Genomic DNA, 21863 nt, shown 5'->3' with positions numbered 1-21863 from the left:
TGCTTCTATTGAAAAGCTAAATTCCATTCTTCTTCTGATCCCTGATCAGGAAATATTGTTACTACTGTTGAATTTTCCCCAAGCTTACAACTTATCTCTTTGGCTGCCTTAAGGTTAGCAGCTGCCGATGTTCCGATTTTAATACCTGTTTCATCATAAAACTTTTTCATTTCTTTCAGAGCTTCTGAATATGAACAAAGCCACTGCTGTTTAATATCATTTTCATACTCCATAATAAAAGCTTGTTTTCTACCTAACCCAAACCCGCCGGTTCCGGCCAATTTCTTAAAGCTATTAGGCGGTTCCGTTGATCCATATGGGGCTTCTTCAGGCATTACAAGGTGGAGTTCTACAGAGTCATTTTGTTTTTTTAAAGCTTTATAAACACCTAATAAACTACCTCCTGTTCCAGCAGCTGCCACCCAAGCATCAATTTTAGTATGCTCAAGCTGTTTAATTATTTCTTTTCCGGTTTTATTAAAATGAGTATTTATATTTGTTCTGTTCTGATGTTGATATAAAAAAGTATATTTATCATTTTGTGATAATCTTATTGCCTCCTCTATGACACCATAGAAACCTTTTTGTTTATCTACAAAATGTAAAGTGGCTCCATAACTTTCCAGTTTATCAATTATAGATTGGGATGTACTTTGACTCATAACTAAATCTAATTTTATGCCTAACTCAAAGCATTGGTATGCAAGTGATATACCTAGATTTCCTCCACTGTATTCCAGTATATGGAGTTCCTCTTTATTTTCATTTTTTTCTAGTACTTCTTGTAGCATTGCAAAAGCAGCACGATCTTTTATTGATCCAGTAGGGTTTTCCCATTCGCACTTCGCGTATATAGTTCCACCTCCCGGTACTGCTATTTTTTTTATCGAAGTATTCCCTAAACTATCTTGAAAATCTTGGATAAAGTTATCTTTTTTGGCAATTAATTTTTTCATAGTCTCACTCTTTCTTATTTAGTAGTATGGATAACATTATTGGCGTTATTCAACTGCAGCACTAGATTTTCCACTAACCCAGATAATTGTTTTTCCATATCTTTATCAATAAGCTCTCCATATTCGTTAAAACAAATTGAATCACATACTAATTGCTCAGGTAGCACAATAGAATGTAGTCCTCTTAATACAAGTCTTAGATTGTTTAAAGAGTTGACTCCACCTTTCCCTGAACCAGCTGATGATGTTATAACAGATGGCTTGTTTCTGAAATGGTTCTTGCTTAAGTAGTCAAGTGCATTTTTTAGGGCGCCACTCATGCCATTGTGATATTCAGGTGTACAGAAGAAGAAACCATCTGCTTTTTCTGCTGCACGTAACAGTTCGGTTACTTCAGTATTATTAGAGTTTTCCCCATTGAATAAAGGAAGTGGATTTTCATACGCATCAAAGTATTCCACATTCACATTTTTCGAGGCTAAAACATTCTTTACAAATGTGGCCATCCCCCTAGTTATTGAAGCTTCCCTAGCACTACCACAAAATAATAAAACGTTCATTTTATATTCCTCCAATACATTTATTAATTATTAATCACACTTTTAATTTCTTGAATCAAATCCTCATTTAGCTCTATATCAGATGCTAAGCAATTTTCTTCTAGCTGTTCAATTGATGTTGCTCCTATCAAACAACTCGAAACAGAAGGCTCACTTAACAAGTAAGATAAAGAAAGTTGTGATAATCTCATGTTATATTCATGGGCAATTAAATTAAGTTTTTCGATTTTATCTAAGTAATTATCTTTCAAAAATCTAGAAGCAAATTGTTTTGTTTCTAAATTTCCACCTCTTGAATTTTCTGGAAAAGGTTGGTTCTTTGTATATTTACCAGTTAGAACTCCACGTGCAAGAGCCGAAAACGCTATAATTCCAGTTCCATTTTCTTCACAATAAGGAATTAGCTCGTCCTCAGCCTCTCTTGAAAATAAATTGTACATAACCTGGTTAGCAATAACTCGAGATAATCCAAATTGATTAACTATTTCTAAAGCTTCTTTCAGTTGACGGTCTGTCCAATTTGAGACGCCTATGTATAGGATTTTTCCTGCTCTTATTAGATCATCTAGTGCCCTTAAGGTTTCTTCAAGAGGAGTATATTCATCAAACCTATGACAAAAATAGATGTCTATGTAATCCATCCCTAACCTTTTCAAGCTTTCATTACAATGATGAACAATTTGCTTGCGGGATAATCCCATGCTGTTTGCATGAGTATTTCCACTTCTATTTCCAGGAAAGTAAAGTTTAGTAGATACTACATATGAATCTCTACTATACTTCTGTAAAGCTTTCCCCAATAATTTTTCGGATTCCCCTACTGGTAGGCTGGAGTTTCGATTAGGTAAACCTAAAGGATATATATTTGCTGTATCAAAATAATTTATTCCTAAATGGATTGCTTTATCTATAAGCTTTATAGATTTTTCCTCTGATAAAGTACCTCCGATAGTTATCCAAGTTCCCATACTAATTTCACTAACCTCTAAACCGCTATGCCCTAGATATCTATATCTCAAAAAATCCCTCCTTATTAAATTTTTACCAAATTCAACAACAATATATCAGATTTGTAAAAAAATGTCCAATATTCTCAAAATTCTTCCTAATCTGTTGACCGGCTTCCAGAAATGGGTTATATTGGTAGCATTGAATAGAAAGGGGTGATTAAACATGAAAAAATCTACTAAAAAGCCAGTACGTCGTGTAGTAAATCTTGAGCAGTAATCTAGCATTATTTCACAGTTGCCTTAAGGTCTATTTCACAGGCTATTAAGGCAGCTGTGAAACCTAAATTAATTTATTGGAGGTTTAATATGAATATTCCAGACAGAATTATAAGGATTATATATTCTCCTTCACATGATGTGTTAATCGGAACAGATGTGAAGGGTAGATTACATAAATTTGATCTTGCCTTAAACTTAATTGCCTCTTCAAAAACTACAGAATATAACGAACCAATCAATGCCATTGTTACAGAAGGAAATTATGTATTTACAAAGAATAGAAGGGGCAGCATAGCAAAATATGATCTGAAGAGTTTGCAACCTCTAGATGTTTATGATGACTTTATGCTAAGAAATGAAAGCGATATCCTTGATAAAGATGAAGAGCCTTCACCTACTGCAGCAAGAGGAATAGGCGTAGCTGGTGGTAAATTATATACAAACAATGGTTACAGTCAATTAGTGGTTCTAGATATTGAAACTTTTGAAGTACTAGATATTAGAAAGCCAATGTACGAAGATGCATTCATTGATAATATTTGTTGCGAAAATCCTGACAAGCATGTAGTAGGACAAACAAATGGGATTATCCAGATTGGTAATTTAGAAAATGGAGAGTTTCCTATAGTTAAAAGCATAGATGAGAATAACATTCACTGGATACGGTATGACAAGAGACACGACAGGTTCTGGGCTACTCAAGATGCAGGTGAGGGAGATAATGAATTTAAAAATAATGGAGTAGTTACCTTTGAGTTAGACGGTTCAAATCTAAAATCTCGAACCTTTACTTATGATGATGTAGAAGCTCTTGAATTTGATGAAGATCATCGTTGGATATATGTAGGAGCATTTGATGGAAATATTTATGTGTTTGACAACAAAGATAAAGACTTTAGGCTAAGCAGAATTATTGGTCCTTTAAAGTATCAAATAATTAACATGTGTTATGCAAAAAGCCACTTGTATGTCCTCCTTCAAAATGGTGAACTATTATGTATGGATACATACGGTGATATCAAACATAAAGCCCTTTACCAAGGAAAATGTATTTGGGAAATGGCTCCCCACCCTGAAGATGAAAATTTATTATATATAGCTAAAGATAACGGGATCGAGAAAATTCGTTATAGTGACGGAAAATATAATAGTGTTAACATTGAAAGATTAGAAATTCATCATCATTCTTTAGGCATTATAAAAAGGGTACGACCATTAAGGGACGGATCTTATCTTGCTATAACACAAAATAAATATGTGATGTTAGTAGATACTAATGGAAATATTAATTGGTTTAAAACTATTGAAGGCCACCCAAGAAGTCTAGAAGTAAATACAGAATTTGAGAAAGCGTTAGTAGGTACAGATGCCGGCGTAATTTATGAGTTTGAGATTCAGACTGGTGATATTTTAGAAAGAGCAAGTACCGATGGAACAGCAATCTGGGTTACTGGTTATACAAAAGACGGACGAAAAATGTATGGAACTAAGAATGGTGATCTTCACTTTTATGACACAGATGTAAATCACCCCCTCCATATTATGCGACTAGATGGAGTCCCTAAGAGGTGGATTAACTATCCAGAGGGAAAAACTTATATAGTTGGTACATTTGGATTTTTAGAGTTGGACTTAGAGAACTACGAAGTAATTAAAACTTGGGGAATGGACATATTAGTTAATACAAAAGAAAACGCAATTGTGTTAGATGATCATGTTCATATTGTTTCATATGGATATCAGATGGCATCTTATTCTTATCAGGATCAAGAATTTACTGCATTACATGAGAATTTGCCTGATTTCCCTAAAGCAATTGCAGGAAAAGTGGAAAATGGTAATAAAATTTTGTTAATTGGCGGTAGAGGTAATTATATAAATGCCTATAAAGTTCTAAACGGTGTCCCATATAAAGTAAGAGAATTTTATTTATCTTAATTATAAGGGTGAAAATATGAATAATAAATTTCCAACATTAGGGGTTGGAGCAACCTTCCCCGTTTTTAATCATCAAAAGTATATAAAATTTCTTTCTTCCTTAGATGAAAAAATTGATGTCGTTGAATTAATAATTTCTCCATTCTTAGAAGAAGATATGAAAAGTGTTGTAAAGGAATTAAAGACACCAATTATAGCCCATTGTACATGGCTCTCTTTAGGAACGGATTGTTCGCCAAATAAAGATGTGGTTAAAAAAATAATAAATCAAATTGAATACATCTCTCCTGTGTGGTGGGGAGATCATATTTGCTTTAATGGTGTTCCTGAAATAAGTTCAGGGACACTTCTTCCACCCATTTTAACTAGGAGTTCATTAGAAACCTTTATTAGGAATATTAATAGTATTAAAAAGGAAACAAAATTCCCATTTATGCTAGAGAATGTTCCTTTTTTATTTAACCCTTTAGGTGAAATTGATCCATTGGACTTTATTAACATTTTATTAGAAAGGACTGACAGTGGTTTAATTTTAGGCGTTGAAAATATAGTGGAATCTAATGAGTATTACCCAATTGATTATAAAGAATTTCTAAACTCTATTAATCTTGATAAAATAATCGAAATTCATTGCCCTTTAGTTAAAGATACAAAAAAACAAAAGCAATATAACGAAATCCTAGAATATGCTGCATTATTGGGAGTAAAACCAAAAGCATTTTTGTGGCAATTAAAAGATAATAATACAGGTTTACCTGATAAACAATATTTTAGTGAGTGTGTTAAGTGGGCTAAGAATACTTTCTTTAGTGAGGTTTTAACGTGACTGTAATTAATTTACAAAAATTTATAACCGATTATGTTAGAAACCCTAAAATTAGAAGGTTTCCGTTTGGAAGTATTGATCAATATAACTTTGATCCTGGTGAAAAACAACTACTTAAAGATCTAGATTTCAACATTTTAAATAAATTAGCAATAGATTTACAAAGAAAAAGAGCTAAAAGATTAGAACAACAATTTCCTGAGTTTTTCGAAATGATAAAGTATTCCGGTTCCTACTCAGATTATTTAGAAGAATACTTGAGTAAATTTAATGAGGCATATATTACTCCAGAAAATGAAATGAAAAATTTTATCCAGTTCTCTACTTGTTACATAGAAAATAATAATTTACCTGAATATTTTATCGACGTAGCAAAATATTGCTATTATTTATCTTTGACTCTTATACAAAGCTTCGAAACCTCCCCTAACGAAGGAGATATAAAAATTGATTGTCCATTACAAATAGTGAGGCCCTTCAATATTATTAAACTTAATTATGATTTTGAGTCTATAATGGAAATGATTGATGGAGAAAGAGATAAACCTATTATTCGAAAACATTCTATTATTGTTCAAAAGGATTTTTATGAACCAGGTGACTTAATAATCAATGAAGTGGATGAACAATTGTTAGATATGCTGGTTAGTAATTATAGTTTGTGTGAAATTTTAAACTCATTCAATAATAATGAAGATGTAAAGGAGTTTGTAATCGACCTTTATAATTCAAATTCAATATCCCATAAGGAGAATTAGAATGTATAGCATTCTGCTAAAAGACCCGAGAGTTCTATTTTTGTTAGGAGCGAACTTTTTTTCTGGAATAGGTGCAGGAGTCACTTCAGTTGGAGTGGTTTGGTTGATCCTTGAAAAAGAGAATGGAGAGCAAATCCTTGGAGTAACAACTTTAGCGATAACATTGATAATGTTTTTTATCAACCCTTATGTTGGTGTAATTGTCGATCGTTTTTCAAGGAAAAATCTATATATTTTTAATCAATTACTATGCTTTTGTATTATTTTACCTATAGGGTTATTTGGTTTATACTCCAATAGTTTTCAATTATGGCAATTGATTATCATGGTGTTTTCTGGTTCCTTATATTGGACATTACACTTCCCAACACTACTGGCATTTGTTCAAGAAATATTTGATAAGAAAACATACAGTTCTTTAAGTGGTTTACTTGAAGTAGAAAGTCAAGCTGCTACAGTTGGAGTAGGTGGGTTGTCAGGTATCGTTTTAGGGCATATAGATTATGCCTATGTGTTTTTATTTGATGCTTTTACTTATCTGTTAGCATTTATTTTGGTTTTACTAGTACCGTATACGAAAACTAGTAAGCCAATAAGCAAAACAAAAGTAACATTTGTTAGTGATATTGTAGAAGGCTTTAAATTTATCAAGGGAAAAGCTTTACTGGCTATGTTTTTATTGTGCAGTTTAGTACCCTTTTTGTTTATTATGATTTCTAACTATCTCAAACCTATTTTTGTAAACAACACCCTCAACGCAAGTGTTAACGTTTTTGGTTTTTCAAGTATGATTTATGCTATAGGTGCAGTATTAGCTGGTTTATTCATTCCTTATGCAATAAATAAATTTGGTAACAAACGTTCAATAATACTTATAATGTCAATATTTGCCTTAGCAATAATGATTATGGTTTCAGTGCACACGGTGTTTATATTTTTAGCAGTACAAATTTTCTTAGGAATCGGAAATGCAGGGACGCGTGTTATTCGAAGAACGGTGATGTTACATTTAGTAGATAATAGTATGATAGGGCGAATAAATGCTTACTTTAATACTATTGGCCTGTTATTTAGAGCCTTAATTTTAGCTTTGTTTACTTCAACAATAAGTATAATTGGAGCTAATACAGGCTATTTTATAATGGGTATATTTGTGATTTTGGGTATTATTGGTGTAATTTTCACTAGAAAAATCCTTGATTATCAAATTGAAGAAGTTAAATCAAATGTTCAACCTAGTGCTATGTCTAAGTAACAAAAAAATTATCGCGGCGACATCGAATAAAAGAAACCAGTTAGAATTGATTTATGCATTTATCATTTGAAACGGAGGTAGGGAAAATGAATCGAGATGAAAAATATATGAATATGGCCATTGAAATGGCAAAATCTACTATCGGCCAAACAACTCCCAATCCTTCGGTAGCAGCTGTTGTTGTCCGTGATAATCAGGTTGTTGGCATTGGCGTTCATGTAAAAGCGGGTGAACCTCATGCAGAAGTCCACGCTTTAAGGATGGCTGGAGAAAAAGCCAAAGGAGCAGAAATTTATGTTACATTGGAGCCGTGTAGCCATTTTGGAAAGACACCACCATGTGCAAAAGGTATTATAGATGCCGGGATTAAGCGGGTTGTTATCGCTTCAGTTGATCCAAACCCTAAAGTGAGCGGTCAAGGGATCAATACGTTAAGAAAGGCTGGTATTGAGGTGAAAATCGGCCTTCTCAAAGATCAAGCAAATAATCTCAACCGTGCATTCTTTCACTATATTCAGTCGAACCTTCCATACGTGAGACTGAAGACTGCCATCAGCATGGATGGGAAAATTGCAACTTATACTGGTGAGAGCAAATGGATTACGGGAGAGCAAGCTAGAAATGATAGCCACTCCTATCGCCATCAATCAGACGGTATTCTAGTTGGAGTTAATACAGTTATATTAGACAATCCCAAGTTAACAACACGCCAGGATGGTGGTGGAAAGCAGCCTGTAAGAATTGTCCTTGATACGCACCTCCGGACTTCTCCAACAGCCCAATTAATCACAGATGATACAACTCCTACTTGGATTTTCACAGGTTCCCAAGTATCAGAGGTAAAGCTCTCCCCCTTTTTCTCCTTCCCGCATGTAGAAGTGATTAAGCTAGAGTCAGAGCATATCGAAATAGAACATGTTCTTTCTATTTTGGGGGAAAGGAAAATTACATCTTTATTAGTTGAAGGCGGGGCAACTATTGCTGATGCTTTTGTCCGGGCAGGTGCAGTTAATGAAATGATAATCTATATGGCGCCTAAGATTATCGGTGGTAAAGAAGCGTTAACTTCAGTGGCTGGAAAAGGAATAAGCAACTTGAAAAATGTAGAGGATTTTGAGTTTACTTTAGCAGAAAAAGTTGGTTCAGACATGAAACTTATAGCAGTCAAAAAGGATGCATATTCATATAAATGAAATTGCGATTTTTTAAATATATTTATATATTCATAGTTTAAAAGCCCTCAATAGAGGGCTTTTAAACTATGAATATTATTATCTAGCGGGTCTTCTAGTATGCCTTGTTCTAGATTTTAATTTAATATACTCACTTAGAATATTATTAAAATCTAATGGATTCAAAGTCCCACGATATGTATTCGCTTCTTTAAGATCAAATTGTTCTTCTGTATCTATTTCAGCATACGATTCCTTGTCAAGATTAGCTTGTGACCAATGGACAATTTCAATGCGATTAGGATACTTGAGAGTTGGAGCAGAACCCGTAATCTTTACCATAAGTGCCAAAGCTGTGCCATCTGGAGAAATTGCAATAATTAAAGCCGGACGCTTTTTGCTATTATTACCGTCCGGCGGAAACGGTGGTTTAAATGGAAAATCAACATTGTAAATATCCCCTGGTTTCATTAATCTTCTAGCCACCTCATGTGATTAGGATTGTTGTAGTCTAGATTTGTGACTACACCATCTTTATTTACTTTAAGAGCTTCTGTATTATTTTTAAACATAGCTTTAGCGATTTGATTTGATAACAATTCGTTCTTTGCTTCTAAGCTCATACCCCTTCTTCGGATGCTATGGCCTCGGGCAACCTTACCTGCAGCTCGAGCTCTCGCTAGTTTAACCATTTTTTTTCTCCTCCTTTTATTCACTTACAACCCCTCTTCCATTTTTAATAATGGATAGTATATGCTGCAAGAGATAAAAATAAAGCGGCACTTACATACTTTTCCTATTTATATATTACCCCTCTATGGATAAAATAGTCAAATGCCGGAACCTGATGTATCTCAAATTGCAGGGTTTATTCCTCATTTGAATTTATTGGTAATTAATTAAGTCGATATCCTCTTATTGGTTGAAAAATTGCTTAAAAGCTTGATTTTTAAACCTTAGTTGTTTTACTTTTCCTTTATAACTATATATTGGGAGGAATATTTTGTCACAACAATCAAAAAAACGAATAACTGATAAAGATAAGAATATCCTTAAAGCCCTAAGTGATTTATACATAGAAAGGCAGTCAGGTGTAGGACCTTCCGAGATAGGACAAAAGGTAGGGAGAGATAAATACGATGCAGCTGCTTACTGTAATTTATCCTTGAAGAAGTTGATCGAGTTTAATTTAGTTGAAAAACTTCCAGAAGGTAAATACAAACCGGTGGATAAAGACCTCCATAACTACTGATTTTAATATTGCACCAAAAACTTAAAGGTCAAACGGATGAACCCCTGGCTAAAGAGCCAGGGGTTCATATGGACTACAATTAATAAGTATACGATTAATAGATTAAATTGACTTCTTTAATCCACAATTTGAGCATTCTCTTATAAATTTACCTTCACCCACTGAACTCTTGAAGTGAGCACTATTGCAGTTATCACATCGATCGCTATTCTTATCTGGCATTTCTTTATAGTCGTAAATTTTGTCGAAATCAAAGTCTATAAAAGCTTCAGATGTTTTTTCCATGGTTTCCCCCTGTATAAATGCCTCTCTTTAGACTTTTGGTAAGATATAAGGAGAATATCGAACCTGGCTGAGCTGCAATTCAAATTAGTTTTAAATCCATAAGACAATAACTCCAATTATACTTAAAAATGTGAAGTGTTTCTTTACTTTTTTAGTGGTTAAATATAAGAATACTTGAAGCAAAAGTGGATTACTTTTTTAGTTAGAACACTAATTAGCATTAACCAAATAGAGTATTACCATTAATGTAAACAAGATCATTAATAGTATGCTTCCTATCTTTTCTATACTAGTTTGCTTAGAGGAAATATAGTCAATTAAGCTCGAATTGATTATAATATCAGTGTTTTTACTTAGAGCCACATTGAAAAAATCCTTGGATTTCTTCGTTGTAAAAAGGTAGGAAGGAATACAGAATTGATTACCATCAGTCAAGATTACATCAATCCAAAATTTTCTTAAACTATTGTTACCATAGTGCTTGTCTACCCTTAAAAATATTTTATTTATTTCCTGGTACTGAACACGGTTTCGTGAAAAATCTTTGTAAATAAAATGATCATCTTTAACAATGATTTTGTGTTGTAGCATTAAATATAATATACCTGCAAAAATTGCTCCCATAGCCAGCCCTATAATAAGGTGTAATGTAAGTAATTTATAAAATAATAATGCGAAAACAACGATTAACCAGCCTGTAAACAAAGGCTCTCTTCTTATTACCATTGGATAATTCATAATTTCATACCTCTATAAGCTATTTAGTTCTTTCCTAAGAATTCTATGTATTGATTTGATTTTATTACAAGTTCTGACGTATTTTTCCCCTTATACTCATTCTTTTTTAATCGGGAACCGTAAGCTAAAACTTTTCTTCCTATAAGTTGATCATCTTTATAAGTGAAGTGTTTAAAGTATTTTGAGAATATCCCCAAACTAAAAACCACCCCATTAATTGGTTCGAAGTTAATATAATACACTGACTCTCTTCTTACAACATTCTGGATTACCCCGTATACAAAATAACTAAGCTTAGGGTCTGCTCGGTCGGACCATGCTAATTCATGTGCTTTATCATGGCTAATGACAATCTGGGAAAGAGGAATTTTTCGCCCATTAATGCTAATCAATATTGTTGCCAGAGTATCTGGTTCATATGAAGTTAGGAGTTTAACTATAGCTTTTAAAGTACCAATACTGTTAGGCGTCTTGCTTCCCTGCTTCACTTTTACCTCATTTGGATCTTTAGCCTTTTTTTCACTCTCTTCTTTCTCAACTGTTCTTGCAACATAATCAGGATCTAATTTTTTTAAATTTAGGCGAATTAGGGTTTCTTTTATGCCTTTCTCCATTAAGTCAGATTGATATTCTTCTACCTTTTTTATACTTTCCTCAAAAGTTAATATTCTATAAAATCCACATTTTTCATTGTGTTTGGAATGATCATTCTTGCCGGTTGTTTTAAAGTAAGGAACAGATGAATCTGTTCCTGGAACAAAATTAGTTCGGTATGACAACTTTTATCAATGCATCTAATTCGTTTGCCATTCTTATCTGGATTGTATTCAGCTGCAGTAATAATTTGGCCATTGTGAAGCAAGGCTGAATTCACTTTTATTCCTCCTATTCTTTTTATTGTGGAAATTTAAATATAAGTTTGTTTTTATCCTCATCCCAGGCTAAAAAGGCTTCGAACATTTTATCTGGTTTCTTCTGACTTTTAAATCCCTTAATTAAAGAGGTTTGTCCAGTAGTAAGCAATTTCTTTATGTTCTCCATACTAATCGGCTTTCCCGCGACAACCTTGCTTAATCTGAAACCACAGTTTGTCTTTTTAAAGTTGCTGCAACCGTAAAACGTTTCACGCTCTAAAACTGGTGCACCACACTTTTTACATAGACCTACTTCTTCAGTTTTTTGAATATCTTTGGCATATTCAACAAAATTCCAAGAAGCGGCATCCTTAATAAGTTTTTCAACTATTTCTTTCGTTATGTCTTCCGTTCTCTTAACGAAGGAGGAAACAGAACCTTCTCCTTTTTGGATTTGTTTTAGGTAACGTTCCATCCTACCGCTGGTTAATACAGAAGTTAGATAGTTGTTATCCCCTAATGCTTCAATCAACACACGGCCTTCGGGTAGCATATAAACTAGGTTTTTGCTTACATTTACATACCGTTTGGTGAGAATAGATACGATGCCGCTCCTGGTTGCTTCCGTTCCCAGCTGCAACTCAGAGCTCTTAAAATCTTCTTTATCAGCGCAATATGGGGCGGGATTACACATAATTTTGATCAAGTCTCCTAGTGAAAAACGAGAAGGCGGATTTGTTGATCCAGCTTTAATTTGGCCTGAAAGCATTGTTCCGACTTCCCCTTCTTTTATATCTGGCAACTGAATCTCTTCCTCCGCCGAATTTGTGGAAAGCCCCTTATATATCTTTTTCCACCCCTCTTCTTTAACGAGAGTATCGCTGCTTCTAAAACCAAACTTTTCTGCAACCGTAATAATGATTCCAGTAGTATCATAAATGTAATCTAGATAGTGTGCGGCAATAATGGATTTAGCAATTAGGTCATATATTTGTTGTTCCCCTTTTGGCAAAGTAAGCGGGTTTACCTTTTCTTCCGTCAATATGATTGCATAATGATCACTTACTTTTTCAGAATCCACATATCTTTTATCTTGAGAAATATCTCGAGTTGCCCCCTTTATTAAATCTTGATAGCTCTCCAGCTCTCCCAAATTTTTTATTATGACTGGCATCCAAGCTGCTTCCCCAGCAGTTAAGCGCTGACTGTCGGAACGTGGATATGTAATCAGGGATTTATCATATAATGCTTGAGCAAAACCTAAAACATTAGCGGGAGTCATTCCATATAAACGATTAGCATGCATTTGAAGGGAAGATAAGTTGTAGAACATAGGAGGTCGATTCTTTTTTTCTTCTTTTTTAATGGTATTTACAATAGCTGGTTGACTTTGACAATACTTAGAAAAGGCTTCAAGCATATCTTCATCCATGTCAAAGATGTGCTCTGATTCATTACTAAACCATTTGGCATTTAATTTGGCCTCTCCAAATTGAAATTCACCGATTAGGTCGAAATATGGTTTACTAATAAAGTTCTCAATTTCCTTTTCACGTTGATAAATAATACTCATTAAGGCGGTCTGTACTCGTCCCGCACTAAATGTTTTTTCAATTCCTTTTTGATTAAGCAGACAAGTTAAGGCTCGGCTAGCAGACATGCCCACTAACCAATCGGCTCTTTGTCGGGCTAATCCCGCATAATAATAATGCTGATAATGCCTATTGTCCTTCATGCTACGAAATGCTTCAACCACACTATCTTTGGTCAGGCTACTAGTCCACAATCTTTTTACTGGCTTTCTATTATTCAAATAGTAGAAAATCTCATCTAATAATAAACATCCCTCAATTCCAGGATCAGCAGCATGTATGATAACTGAAATGTCGGGGTCCTTTAAAAACTTCTTAAAATTATTGAAAATGCTTCTTTTACTTTCAATTACCTTTAACTTGTACTCTTTTGGAATAATAGGCAAGTTATCTAAACTCCATTCCTGGTACTCTTTTGAGTAATCTTCAGGGCGATAAAGTTCTAGAATATGTCCAACAGCCCAAATAACCACTGCACCTTCGGGGAACATGACACAAGGTGCAATGGCTATATGTGTTTTCATATTTTTATTAGGAAATGGAGCAGCAAGCGCTTTTGCTTGGCTGGGCTTTTCAGCGCAAATGAGTGCTTTCCCCAATAGACGCTTCCTCCTTTCCTAAAAAGAAATTGATTATTACTCCTTTTTGGCCTGGAAATAAGGGATTCTTTTTTATCTGTTTCTTCTTCAGCCGGCTTTTTTGGGTCTCCATATTCCTCTCTTATAATTTTCTTTTGATACTGAAGTTGGTTCACTTTTCTCTCCCCCCTAATATACGAAGAATAAGCTGTATTTTATTAAGCTATCTTTGAAAATGATTCATGGTTATCATTAAATTCTGTTCCAGGCATAATGTCTTGAATGCCACATCCGCTTATGATTAAAGCTCCTAATAAAACCCCTAAAACTATGTAAGCCTTCTTCCCACATTTATCAGACATTAGCAAATCCTCCGGTTAATCATTTATTCAACAAATGCCTTTAAGTTTTTCTGCAGCTATATTTAACAAGCAATTCTTGATATTGATTGAACATCACAACAGGCGCGAACCAGCTCATCAGGATCTTCAAGATTCCGCAAAGTTTCAATCAACAATAATTCTCCTTGAGTTAGCTCTTTAACATTTACTGAAATCATACTAGTCATGTCTCCTCTTAAGCTGCGGTGTTTAAGTGTTCTACACACCTTTGAATAGCGCCAGAAGCACCAAAGCCATTATGATAAAGCACATCTTTACCAAGATCTTTACAAACTTCTTTTACAATATCCATACTTACGTGTCCAACTGCACCTAGTAATACGACTACACAATCTGCCTTCTTTACTAGCGTTTTGAACTCCTTTTTGTTACCTCCGTTTCTTGTTTTACCACTATGGAAGATAATGTTTACGTTATTTTTTTGCCCTATTCGCTTGTACGTAGCCTCTTGAGATCCTCCGAAAATTGCGACAGTTTTTTTCATTAAAAACCCCTCATCTCTAGTGTTTGAATTACAAATAAATATAACATAAATTACACTAAAAACAAGTATTTTCTTATATATTTTCCCAATTTAATTATGCGTTTATTAACTTCTTCAAAAATATATCACCAAAGTCTGGGTGCACATAGCTTTCTTTATAATCCAGTAAATCTTCCATGACTTTCAGCATTTCTGAAGTACGTATATTCTTAACAAGAAACGCGTTAAAAAGGTTTAACTCTAATTCAGTTATTTCTGAAGCATCTAAAGTAACTAATATTAATTTGGAACCCATATTCTTCATTTTGATTAGAAACTCAACTGTCTTTGGATTAATTACTTTTTCAAGAATAATTAGTTTGGGAACACAACCATTTTCATAAAGTTGTAATTTACTAGTCTCCGTTTTAATAACTTTGAACAAATGTCCAAACTTCAGATCAATTAGCTTAACCAACCCATCCTGAAACGGTGACTTTTCATGTATCACCAAAATGGTATCTCTGTTCACTATCTCCCCTCCTACATAAAAAAACCCTGCTGTAAAAGTGCATACAAGTAGATGTATGCATTTACAACAGGGTGGTCCCTTTATATATTTTGTTTGATTTAATTATATCAATACTTTTGCAAAATTATCAATATCACTTCGTCCAATTTACCGGTTTAGGAGATGAAATTGAAGAAATTTGGCCGTTAATTAGTAATCCATACTGCCCGTATCCTTCTGCGTCTATAATCCACGCGACTTTGGAGGCCAAAGTGAGAGAAGATTTGTGATCGTGCAGTGGAATTGGGGACTTATATACTTTTGAAGTCCAGCCTTTTACTGCATTTTCAAGGCTTTTTGGATGTAGCAATGGTTTTTTGCACAAATTGACTATCCAGCAACCGTAAGTACCACAAGAAGATACATACCATCTGGCGTCTTCTCTTTGAGCTGGAAAGTCAGGCTCATTTGGATATGTATACTTTTCCTTTTGTACCGGCTTTCCGATTAATTCATGAAACATATTCGGATCGTCCAATAAATAATCAGCTTCTTCTTCTATTAGTGAGAATTTAAAGCCAATATGATTATTGTTTAGCGGGGGAGAGGCCATTATATCTCTAGATAAGAAAAAGCCGCACCTGGCTGCCTCGTAAGAACTATCGACATTTACGTTTTGACTGATCGAACAAGTTTCTGTAAGTTCATCAAATAGGTCACACGATGTCCGGCATGTTACCGCTGCAGGATGTACTTGCTTTTTACTATTATCTATTACAAGTTTTAACATGGCATTCACCCTTTTCCTAATAGCTTGTTATACAGCACCTAATACAATTGGAGAAATAAACGTCAATAAGGTTAATCCGCCAGCAAAGACCCACATTCTTTTGCTCCACCTGCCGAATTCAGGATGTTTTATCAAGTGATAAAATAGATAAAATACTAATCCAATTGATATCATCCAATCAACAGTAGAGTGACTGGCAGCAGAGATTAACTGAATAAAATCACTTGCGAGTAGTGTAACATTTTCACTATTTGTTGTAAATAATAATAGTATTAAAATTCTGATGAAAAAGAAAGTGATTGGAACCCAGATTAAAAGCCCGGTGGATCCTTTCATCACCTGGCCAGTCTTAGTAACAATTGAGTAACCTAGCCTAACCACTCCAAATAGAAACATTATTGTAAATATGGCAGAGAACAAAAAGGATATTTTTGGTGCAGTATTATTTAGATTCGTAGACCAAACATTGAGCTGTTCATTTAATGTGATACCGTTACCCTGCTGCAACGGACTTGCGCTTGCAGCAGAGGGTATCAAAATCACTAAAGCAAAGAGTAGTAATAGGAAACGAAATTTTAAGACCATCTTCTTTTCCCTTTTCCATCAAAGCGGAAGCAAAGGCCCGTTTCAAAAGTTGCTGTACTAATTCGGCCATTAATGATTGGAAGGTCCACTAAGTGCTTGTACCTTCCTTGATTGTAATCCAGCACTTGAGAAAGAGAAGATAGCCATTGACCAAGAACCTGTGTGTTAACAGTTTGCTCATTGCTTAAAATGGTATTAACCTTTTTACCATCCAAGTTCAACTTAAATCGAATATTGCTTAATCGGTAATTATGCCATCCAAATTCAATCTGGGTAAGAAACGCTCTAAATGGAATTAGTTTCTTAAACAGTGGCGTAACATAACTTAGTATTCTATGATTATCTTGAACTTCACTTGGAAGAGCTGTATGTAATTCTAGATCAATACTATTATGTTCAAAGGATCCATCCGGGTTAACTGCTATAGAAGCATCCAGGTTTACATTTAAATGGTTACTTAGTGGGGTCAACCAGGCTAAATCTACATAGGTTAGGTTATCTTCAATTGATTCATAATATTCTTCTGTTTGAGGTATTCCTTCTACCCCCATCGCATTGATGTATAACTCCCCTTTGACAAACCTGAAATTGATATGCAGTTTATTTAGTCCAATTTGTTTTTTCTTAATTTCTTGCTTTATTTCTAAAATTTGCTTTTCGCCTAACCGTTGAATTATCATTGGATAAATCTCCTCTCATTTATTGTAGCTAAGCCTTAATTTAAAATCCTTTATAAATCTCCATATATTCTCAATCTCTATATTTTGGATAAAAAAAGCTATTAATGAAAACATTTCCAAGTAAAACTAAAACTGCCATTATTATATTACAATAGACTCATCCTCTCTGTCGAAAAGTGTCGAAAATCTGATTATCTTATCTAAAAATGTAAAATATGAGGGTCTTTATTACCAAAAGAATTATTCTTTTGGTCCAAACCAAGGTTTTGCACCCAGGCTTGGACCAAAAGGCGACAAAAGTCGCTCTTTTGGAGTTCTTATATTGCTAGTACTCTATCGTCTTGAATAAGATGCTCTTCATCTGGAATCATGTATTCCTCTGACACAGATGCTTCAACTCTTACTAGGTTTTGTACACTGATTTCCTTACCAGTCCTTACTACATCTAGAATGAGAATATCCCCATTGCCTATTTTTTTTGCTTTTTCCCCCACATTTACCCAAAGCCTTTTTCCGTCTGAAATATGGATATAGTTTTCTTCAATACCAACTACAGAAACTACCCATTGTTGTGCACCTTCTAGGCAATCCATAATTTTTGCAGAGGCAAATGATTCAAAACCATTTTGTGAGGGTGTTGCCTGTTCAATCATTAAGTCATTCATATGAATACAATCTTCATCCAGGTCGTCGTCCTCTATCCATTCAGAAACGAAAATTTCTTCTTGTTCCGCTTCTTGGCTGACACCACCTAATAGTAATTCACCAGATTCATATTGGAGGTGACAAATATCACCTTCATCAACAGCTGTTATTTCTTTTTCAATCTGCATAAATAATTCTTCTGATTCCTCATTTAGTGGTGATTTTAAAATTAATGGTTCCTCTTCCGCATTCACTGTAGGCTTCGCAGCACTTATAGGAATAACTTCTGCAAAGTTTGTACAATCCTCGCCAGAATATGAATAGTCATCATCCACGGGGTAATGTAAAACTTTAATTTCCTCTACCCGTACATAAAAATAACTTTCAAGAAACCAATAAAAATAAACAGCCCAATCCCAAGTTATTAAAATTGTCATAACTGTCTCCTCCTAAAAAAGTTCAAACGCGAGTTGCCCGCTTACCGCTGCTGTTCGCTTCTTCTTTGTTTTTGTAGTCGTATCAACTTCAACTTCGAATATCGATACTTGCTCAGCTGTTTCTGCAAATTTTGCTCTTTCATATTCCGTTAAGTAAGCCACGATTTCCCCATCTTGAATACAATCGAATCCAAAAGCTTCTACTAAATCTACTTCCAGGATTTGATTGGTAAACATAAACCCATTGACCTTTCCATCTGCAATATGGCTTGTAATGGTTGCCGCTTTCCGGATAAGGACGTTTTTAGAGGAATCCGCGGAAACTTGCTGATTAACCCAGGTAATAAATTGTTCTTTTGGTGATTTCCCCATTTTCTTTTTCTTTCCGATACTTGCTAAGATTTCTCTTGCACGATCAGAAGCTTCTGCCGTCCATTCCTCGGTAGATCCCTTAAGCACTTTTCCTTTTTTAATGGACTCAATCAGCATGGACTGCAGGTCTCCTTCATCTCCCAACATTGCATTAAGCCCATCTGAACTTACTTCTCCGTTTATGGCACCGGCAGCTTTATTCTTCTGAGCTATCAAGGTAGCCATTTGTTCTTGGAAAGTTTCTTTATAGTAGGGTAAGAACGGAGCGCCTTATTTGCTTACGCAAGTAGGTTTCCCCGTACTCCCCTCCGAACCGTACGTACACCTCTCAATGTATACGGCTCTCCATTTACCCCTGAATTTGTTAGTGTTTGTGGTTGCCATGATGAAATTTAAGATGGCAATCTTCACAAACTGCAACTGTTTTTCTGTTTCTGGCAATCATCAGAAATTCAATTCGAGTGAGATTTTTCCCCTTCAAATCCTTAAGGCGCTTAGTGTGATGCATTTGTAGAGGCTTATTAATCGCTCCACATGCTTCACAAACTTTCGCTTTAAGCCTGCTACCAAGACTATTTATACTGTTAAAGTTAAACGTATCGGCTAATCTATCGATGTTCGAGTTTCCAGCAGATATAAGAGTCTTGCTCCGCTTGAACCCTTCATCATAGAATGCTCGCTCTTTTGTTCCCTTTTTAGTTTCATAGCGAATGATGAGTCTACCATTGCTCTGAACTTTTCTATGTTGCTCAGAGACCTTTGAACGATATTTATTAGCCATAGTTTTTAGGAAGCTCCACTTCATGAAGAAGTAGAATTTGTGCATTTCGTACCCGACATTTACTGCAAGTTTGTAGTATTTGTAGAAACCACGAATTTCAGCATTATACGTGCTTACTATTTCGATATCTTCAAGGGGTACAAGATATGCCCTGTGAGTAGACTTCCATCTCTTTTGTGTCATATTGATAGCCTGATATTGTTGAAGTTTTTTAACCCATCTTTCTCTAGGCATTTCTAGTTTTATAAGTCCGCTGTATTTTTTACTATCAGTAGATGGTTGATAGACGGTTATCACATATCCTAAGAATTTTGCTTCTTTGGTATTATGTGTGATCAGTGTCTTATCTTGTGAAAGTTCAAGTTTTAGCTCGCTATATAGGAAGTTTGTTATTTCCTGTTTTACCGATTCCGCATCCGCTTTACTACCAATAACTCCGACTATAAAATCATCAGCATATCGAAGATACTGAATTCTTCTGTAGTTAGAATCCATCGGATCCATAGCAGGCATAGATCGCCATTCATTTTCGTAGTGTCTGATTTTCTCTTTGATTTGTATCTTTTCATCATCACTCATCAAGTGAGCTTTCTCTCTTAACTTCTTTTTATTTCTAAGGACATTCTGCTGAGCATTCAAGTATGGACGAAACTTTTTCCTCTTGATACCTGTGTTGAATGAGTTAGCAAATTTAATCATAAATTTGTCTAATTCATTGAGGTAGACGTTAGAAAGAATTGGACTAATGATACCCCCTTGAGGTGTACCACTATATGTCTTATTCCATTTCCAATCCTCTACATACCCTGCTCTAAGGAACTTCCAGATTAAATCGATGAAGCGCTCGTCCCTAATCCTTCTCCTAAGAAGATTAACTAAGATGTGATGATCAATATTATCGAAGAACCCTTTTATATCTCCTTCAACAAACCACTTTGTACCAGTGAAGTTTGCTTTTAGTTGAGATAGTGCGGTGTGACAGCTACGGTTAGGTCTAAATCCATGTGAAGTATCAGTAAAACTTCCTTCATAGATTGCTTCAAGCATCATTCTGACTGCTTCTTGAACTATCTTGTCATCTGCTGACGGCAATCCTAATGGCCTTTTTCCACCATTTTTCTTTGGAATATGTGTACGTCTGACAGGATTAGGCTGATAAGAAGAGTTTTTAAGTCTAGCTATTAGCTGTTCTAATCTCTCCAGGCTCATTTCACTGACAGTTTTACCGTCAACACCTGGGGTCATAGCTCCTGCATTTTCACTTATATTCCGATAAGCCAAGAGTAAGAGTTCCCTATTATAAAGATTCCTGTATAACTGCTGATACTTATAATTCTCATCACTCGAATGCCTCTTCAGGTTTCCCAATAGTACTTCTGGATTTCTCATGGTTCCTCTCGAACCTCCCCATGTTCTTATTGGACTGGTAAACTGCCTTCCTTCGCCATGTAATAGGCTTTCCCTATTTCGGACTACTACGAAGGCTCCGTTACCATGCGGGATATTCAGGTCTATAACCAATAGCCGTTTTAAAGGCTTTCCCGTTTAGGTAATCCCCATTTAGTTACATTAATGACATGACAGGTTGTAATGTCGGATGGAACTTTCGCCTTTCACTCTCTGATTGAGTTTGCGGGAATGTGGAATCCTACATCGCATGAGTCTAGCCTAACCTCATGTGTCACATTCCATAGACGCTCCTTGTAATTGTCTTGCGCCTATGCCTTCTATAAGGGCTGCTCAGGCTATTCTTCAAGCAGTCTAGCTTTCATCCTCATTTACAACATTTCACCAAAGCTCAGTCGCATCTTGACAACTAGATGACTTGCTCTTTAATCACATGCTACAGTCCCCCCATTGGTTTCCCAATGAAAGTAAGTGAACGGTGATAGGAAAGTTGGATTCATTCCTACGGGGTGTCATTCCCGATTCATTAATGCACCTTATGGGCGCACGGCTAAGTAATAAAGACGACACTCTTCCGTTTGTCCGATCCGCCATGCTCTTCTAGCAGCTTGATTAATCGTGAATAAGCTCCAACTAAATTGGTAATATCGATAGGTAAGACTTTGAGGTAATCTCCATCTTTTCCCCCGATCCACACCGTACTTGTGCCTTTCAACACATACGGCGTTCCCTCGTATCTAATAAAATATCTGTTTTCCTCACAACAATTTAATTTGGATAGTTTGTTTTTCCTAAAAT

The 21863-nt window shown here is 35.1% G+C and carries 26 protein-coding genes; 6 read left to right on the top strand and 20 right to left on the bottom strand.

The genetic code is table 11. The features are described 5' to 3' along the window. Positions 1-5 precede the first annotated feature (5 nt). The 3 genes from M3205_RS16900 to M3205_RS16890 are packed head-to-tail and all read right to left on the bottom strand — an operon-like array spanning position 6 to position 2535. Complete coding sequence (locus M3205_RS16900; protein ID WP_251171005.1) at positions 6-956, bottom strand: PLP-dependent cysteine synthase family protein; 951 nt, start codon at positions 954-956, stop codon at positions 6-8. Positions 957-970: 14 nt separating this feature from the next. Next, positions 971-1516 carry an NADPH-dependent FMN reductase gene (locus tag M3205_RS16895; protein WP_251171004.1) on the bottom strand — a complete coding sequence of 182 codons (546 nt, stop codon included), beginning with the start codon at positions 1514-1516 and terminating at the stop codon, positions 971-973. 23 nt (positions 1517-1539) lie between these two features. Then, complete coding sequence (locus M3205_RS16890) at positions 1540-2535, bottom strand: aldo/keto reductase (protein WP_251171003.1); 996 nt, start codon at positions 2533-2535, stop codon at positions 1540-1542. A gap of 297 nt (positions 2536-2832) precedes the next feature. Here M3205_RS16890 and M3205_RS16885 point away from each other — a divergent pair, with 297 nt between their 5' ends. The 5 genes from M3205_RS16885 to ribD all read left to right on the top strand — a co-directional run bounded on the left by M3205_RS16885 (position 2833) and on the right by ribD (position 8715). Next, positions 2833-4683, top strand: a complete 1851-nt coding sequence (locus M3205_RS16885) for a WD40 repeat domain-containing protein (protein ID WP_251171002.1) — start codon at positions 2833-2835, stop codon at positions 4681-4683. Positions 4684-4699: 16 nt separating this feature from the next. Then, on the top strand, positions 4700-5509 hold the full coding sequence (locus tag M3205_RS16880; RefSeq protein ID WP_251171001.1) for a multinuclear nonheme iron-dependent oxidase: 810 nt from the start codon (positions 4700-4702) through the stop codon (positions 5507-5509). Continuing rightward, positions 5506-6267, top strand: a complete 762-nt coding sequence (locus tag M3205_RS16875; protein ID WP_251171000.1) for a hypothetical protein — start codon at positions 5506-5508, stop codon at positions 6265-6267. The genes M3205_RS16880 and M3205_RS16875 overlap by 4 nt, the downstream gene beginning before the upstream one ends. A gap of 1 nt (position 6268) precedes the next feature. Further along, a complete protein-coding gene (locus tag M3205_RS16870; RefSeq protein WP_251170999.1) occupies positions 6269-7522 on the top strand; it encodes an MFS transporter in 1254 nt (417 codons plus the stop codon). An 86-nt stretch (positions 7523-7608) separates the two neighbouring features. Beyond that, a complete protein-coding gene (gene ribD / locus M3205_RS16865) occupies positions 7609-8715 on the top strand; it encodes a bifunctional diaminohydroxyphosphoribosylaminopyrimidine deaminase/5-amino-6-(5-phosphoribosylamino)uracil reductase RibD (RefSeq protein ID WP_251170998.1) in 1107 nt (368 codons plus the stop codon). 78 nt (positions 8716-8793) lie between these two features. On the opposite strand, the gene M3205_RS16860 is transcribed toward ribD, so the two are convergent. Beyond that, the gene (locus M3205_RS16860; protein WP_251170997.1) at positions 8794-9165 is read right to left on the bottom strand and encodes a type II toxin-antitoxin system PemK/MazF family toxin; all 372 of its coding nucleotides are present in this window, start codon (positions 9163-9165) and stop codon (positions 8794-8796) included. After that, positions 9165-9386 (bottom strand): hypothetical protein, encoded by a 222-nt coding sequence (locus tag M3205_RS16855; protein WP_251170996.1) that lies wholly within the window; start codon positions 9384-9386, stop codon positions 9165-9167. The genes M3205_RS16860 and M3205_RS16855 overlap by 1 nt, the downstream gene beginning before the upstream one ends. A gap of 311 nt (positions 9387-9697) precedes the next feature. Here M3205_RS16855 and M3205_RS16850 point away from each other — a divergent pair, with 311 nt between their 5' ends. Further along, positions 9698-9946 (top strand): helix-turn-helix domain-containing protein, encoded by a 249-nt coding sequence (locus M3205_RS16850; protein ID WP_251170995.1) that lies wholly within the window; start codon positions 9698-9700, stop codon positions 9944-9946. Positions 9947-10048: 102 nt separating this feature from the next. Here the strand turns inward: M3205_RS16850 and M3205_RS16845 are convergent, their stop codons facing one another. The 15 genes from M3205_RS16845 to M3205_RS16780 form a co-directional block, all read right to left on the bottom strand. Then, positions 10049-10231, bottom strand: a complete 183-nt coding sequence (locus tag M3205_RS16845) for a hypothetical protein (protein ID WP_251170994.1) — start codon at positions 10229-10231, stop codon at positions 10049-10051. A gap of 210 nt (positions 10232-10441) precedes the next feature. Next, the gene (locus tag M3205_RS16840) at positions 10442-10969 is read right to left on the bottom strand and encodes a hypothetical protein (protein WP_251170993.1); all 528 of its coding nucleotides are present in this window, start codon (positions 10967-10969) and stop codon (positions 10442-10444) included. Between the two features lie 23 nt (positions 10970-10992). Beyond that, positions 10993-11748: a hypothetical protein gene (locus M3205_RS16835; RefSeq protein ID WP_251170992.1), complete on the bottom strand. Its 756-nt coding sequence runs from the start codon at positions 11746-11748 to the stop codon at positions 10993-10995. Positions 11749-11863: 115 nt separating this feature from the next. Next, the gene (locus M3205_RS16830; protein ID WP_251170991.1) at positions 11864-14014 is read right to left on the bottom strand and encodes a type IA DNA topoisomerase; all 2151 of its coding nucleotides are present in this window, start codon (positions 14012-14014) and stop codon (positions 11864-11866) included. Positions 14015-14211: 197 nt separating this feature from the next. Then, positions 14212-14355, bottom strand: coding sequence for a hypothetical protein (locus M3205_RS16825; RefSeq protein WP_251170990.1), 144 nt, complete (start codon positions 14353-14355; stop codon positions 14212-14214). A gap of 62 nt (positions 14356-14417) precedes the next feature. Beyond that, positions 14418-14552: a hypothetical protein gene (locus M3205_RS25670; RefSeq protein WP_285885237.1), complete on the bottom strand. Its 135-nt coding sequence runs from the start codon at positions 14550-14552 to the stop codon at positions 14418-14420. 17 nt (positions 14553-14569) lie between these two features. Then, complete coding sequence (locus M3205_RS16820) at positions 14570-14878, bottom strand: DUF2325 domain-containing protein (protein ID WP_019379899.1); 309 nt, start codon at positions 14876-14878, stop codon at positions 14570-14572. A 94-nt stretch (positions 14879-14972) separates the two neighbouring features. Beyond that, positions 14973-15389, bottom strand: a complete 417-nt coding sequence (locus M3205_RS16815; protein WP_251170989.1) for a hypothetical protein — start codon at positions 15387-15389, stop codon at positions 14973-14975. Positions 15390-15522: 133 nt separating this feature from the next. Further along, entirely contained in the window at positions 15523-16158 is a 636-nt protein-coding gene (locus M3205_RS16810) for a hypothetical protein (RefSeq protein WP_251170988.1), read from the bottom strand. 27 nt (positions 16159-16185) lie between these two features. Further along, positions 16186-16743 (bottom strand): hypothetical protein, encoded by a 558-nt coding sequence (locus M3205_RS16805; RefSeq protein ID WP_251170987.1) that lies wholly within the window; start codon positions 16741-16743, stop codon positions 16186-16188. Continuing rightward, positions 16734-17423: a hypothetical protein gene (locus M3205_RS16800; RefSeq protein ID WP_009336449.1), complete on the bottom strand. Its 690-nt coding sequence runs from the start codon at positions 17421-17423 to the stop codon at positions 16734-16736. The genes M3205_RS16805 and M3205_RS16800 overlap by 10 nt, the downstream gene beginning before the upstream one ends. A gap of 317 nt (positions 17424-17740) precedes the next feature. Continuing rightward, positions 17741-18505 (bottom strand): hypothetical protein, encoded by a 765-nt coding sequence (locus M3205_RS16795; RefSeq protein ID WP_251170986.1) that lies wholly within the window; start codon positions 18503-18505, stop codon positions 17741-17743. Between the two features lie 12 nt (positions 18506-18517). After that, positions 18518-19102 (bottom strand): hypothetical protein, encoded by a 585-nt coding sequence (locus M3205_RS16790; protein ID WP_251170985.1) that lies wholly within the window; start codon positions 19100-19102, stop codon positions 18518-18520. Positions 19103-19241: 139 nt separating this feature from the next. Continuing rightward, complete coding sequence (gene ltrA / locus M3205_RS16785; RefSeq protein WP_251170984.1) at positions 19242-21047, bottom strand: group II intron reverse transcriptase/maturase; 1806 nt, start codon at positions 21045-21047, stop codon at positions 19242-19244. Between the two features lie 568 nt (positions 21048-21615). Further along, positions 21616-21783 (bottom strand): hypothetical protein, encoded by a 168-nt coding sequence (locus M3205_RS16780; RefSeq protein ID WP_251170983.1) that lies wholly within the window; start codon positions 21781-21783, stop codon positions 21616-21618. Positions 21784-21863 lie beyond the last annotated feature (80 nt).

This window comes from Cytobacillus firmus (assembly GCF_023715565.1).
GTDB classification, from domain to species: Bacteria; Bacillota; Bacilli; order Bacillales; family Cytobacillaceae; genus Cytobacillus; species Cytobacillus firmus_C.
The sequence above is the reverse complement of the archived record's forward strand: the minus strand, read 5'-3'. Positions and strand labels throughout refer to the sequence as shown.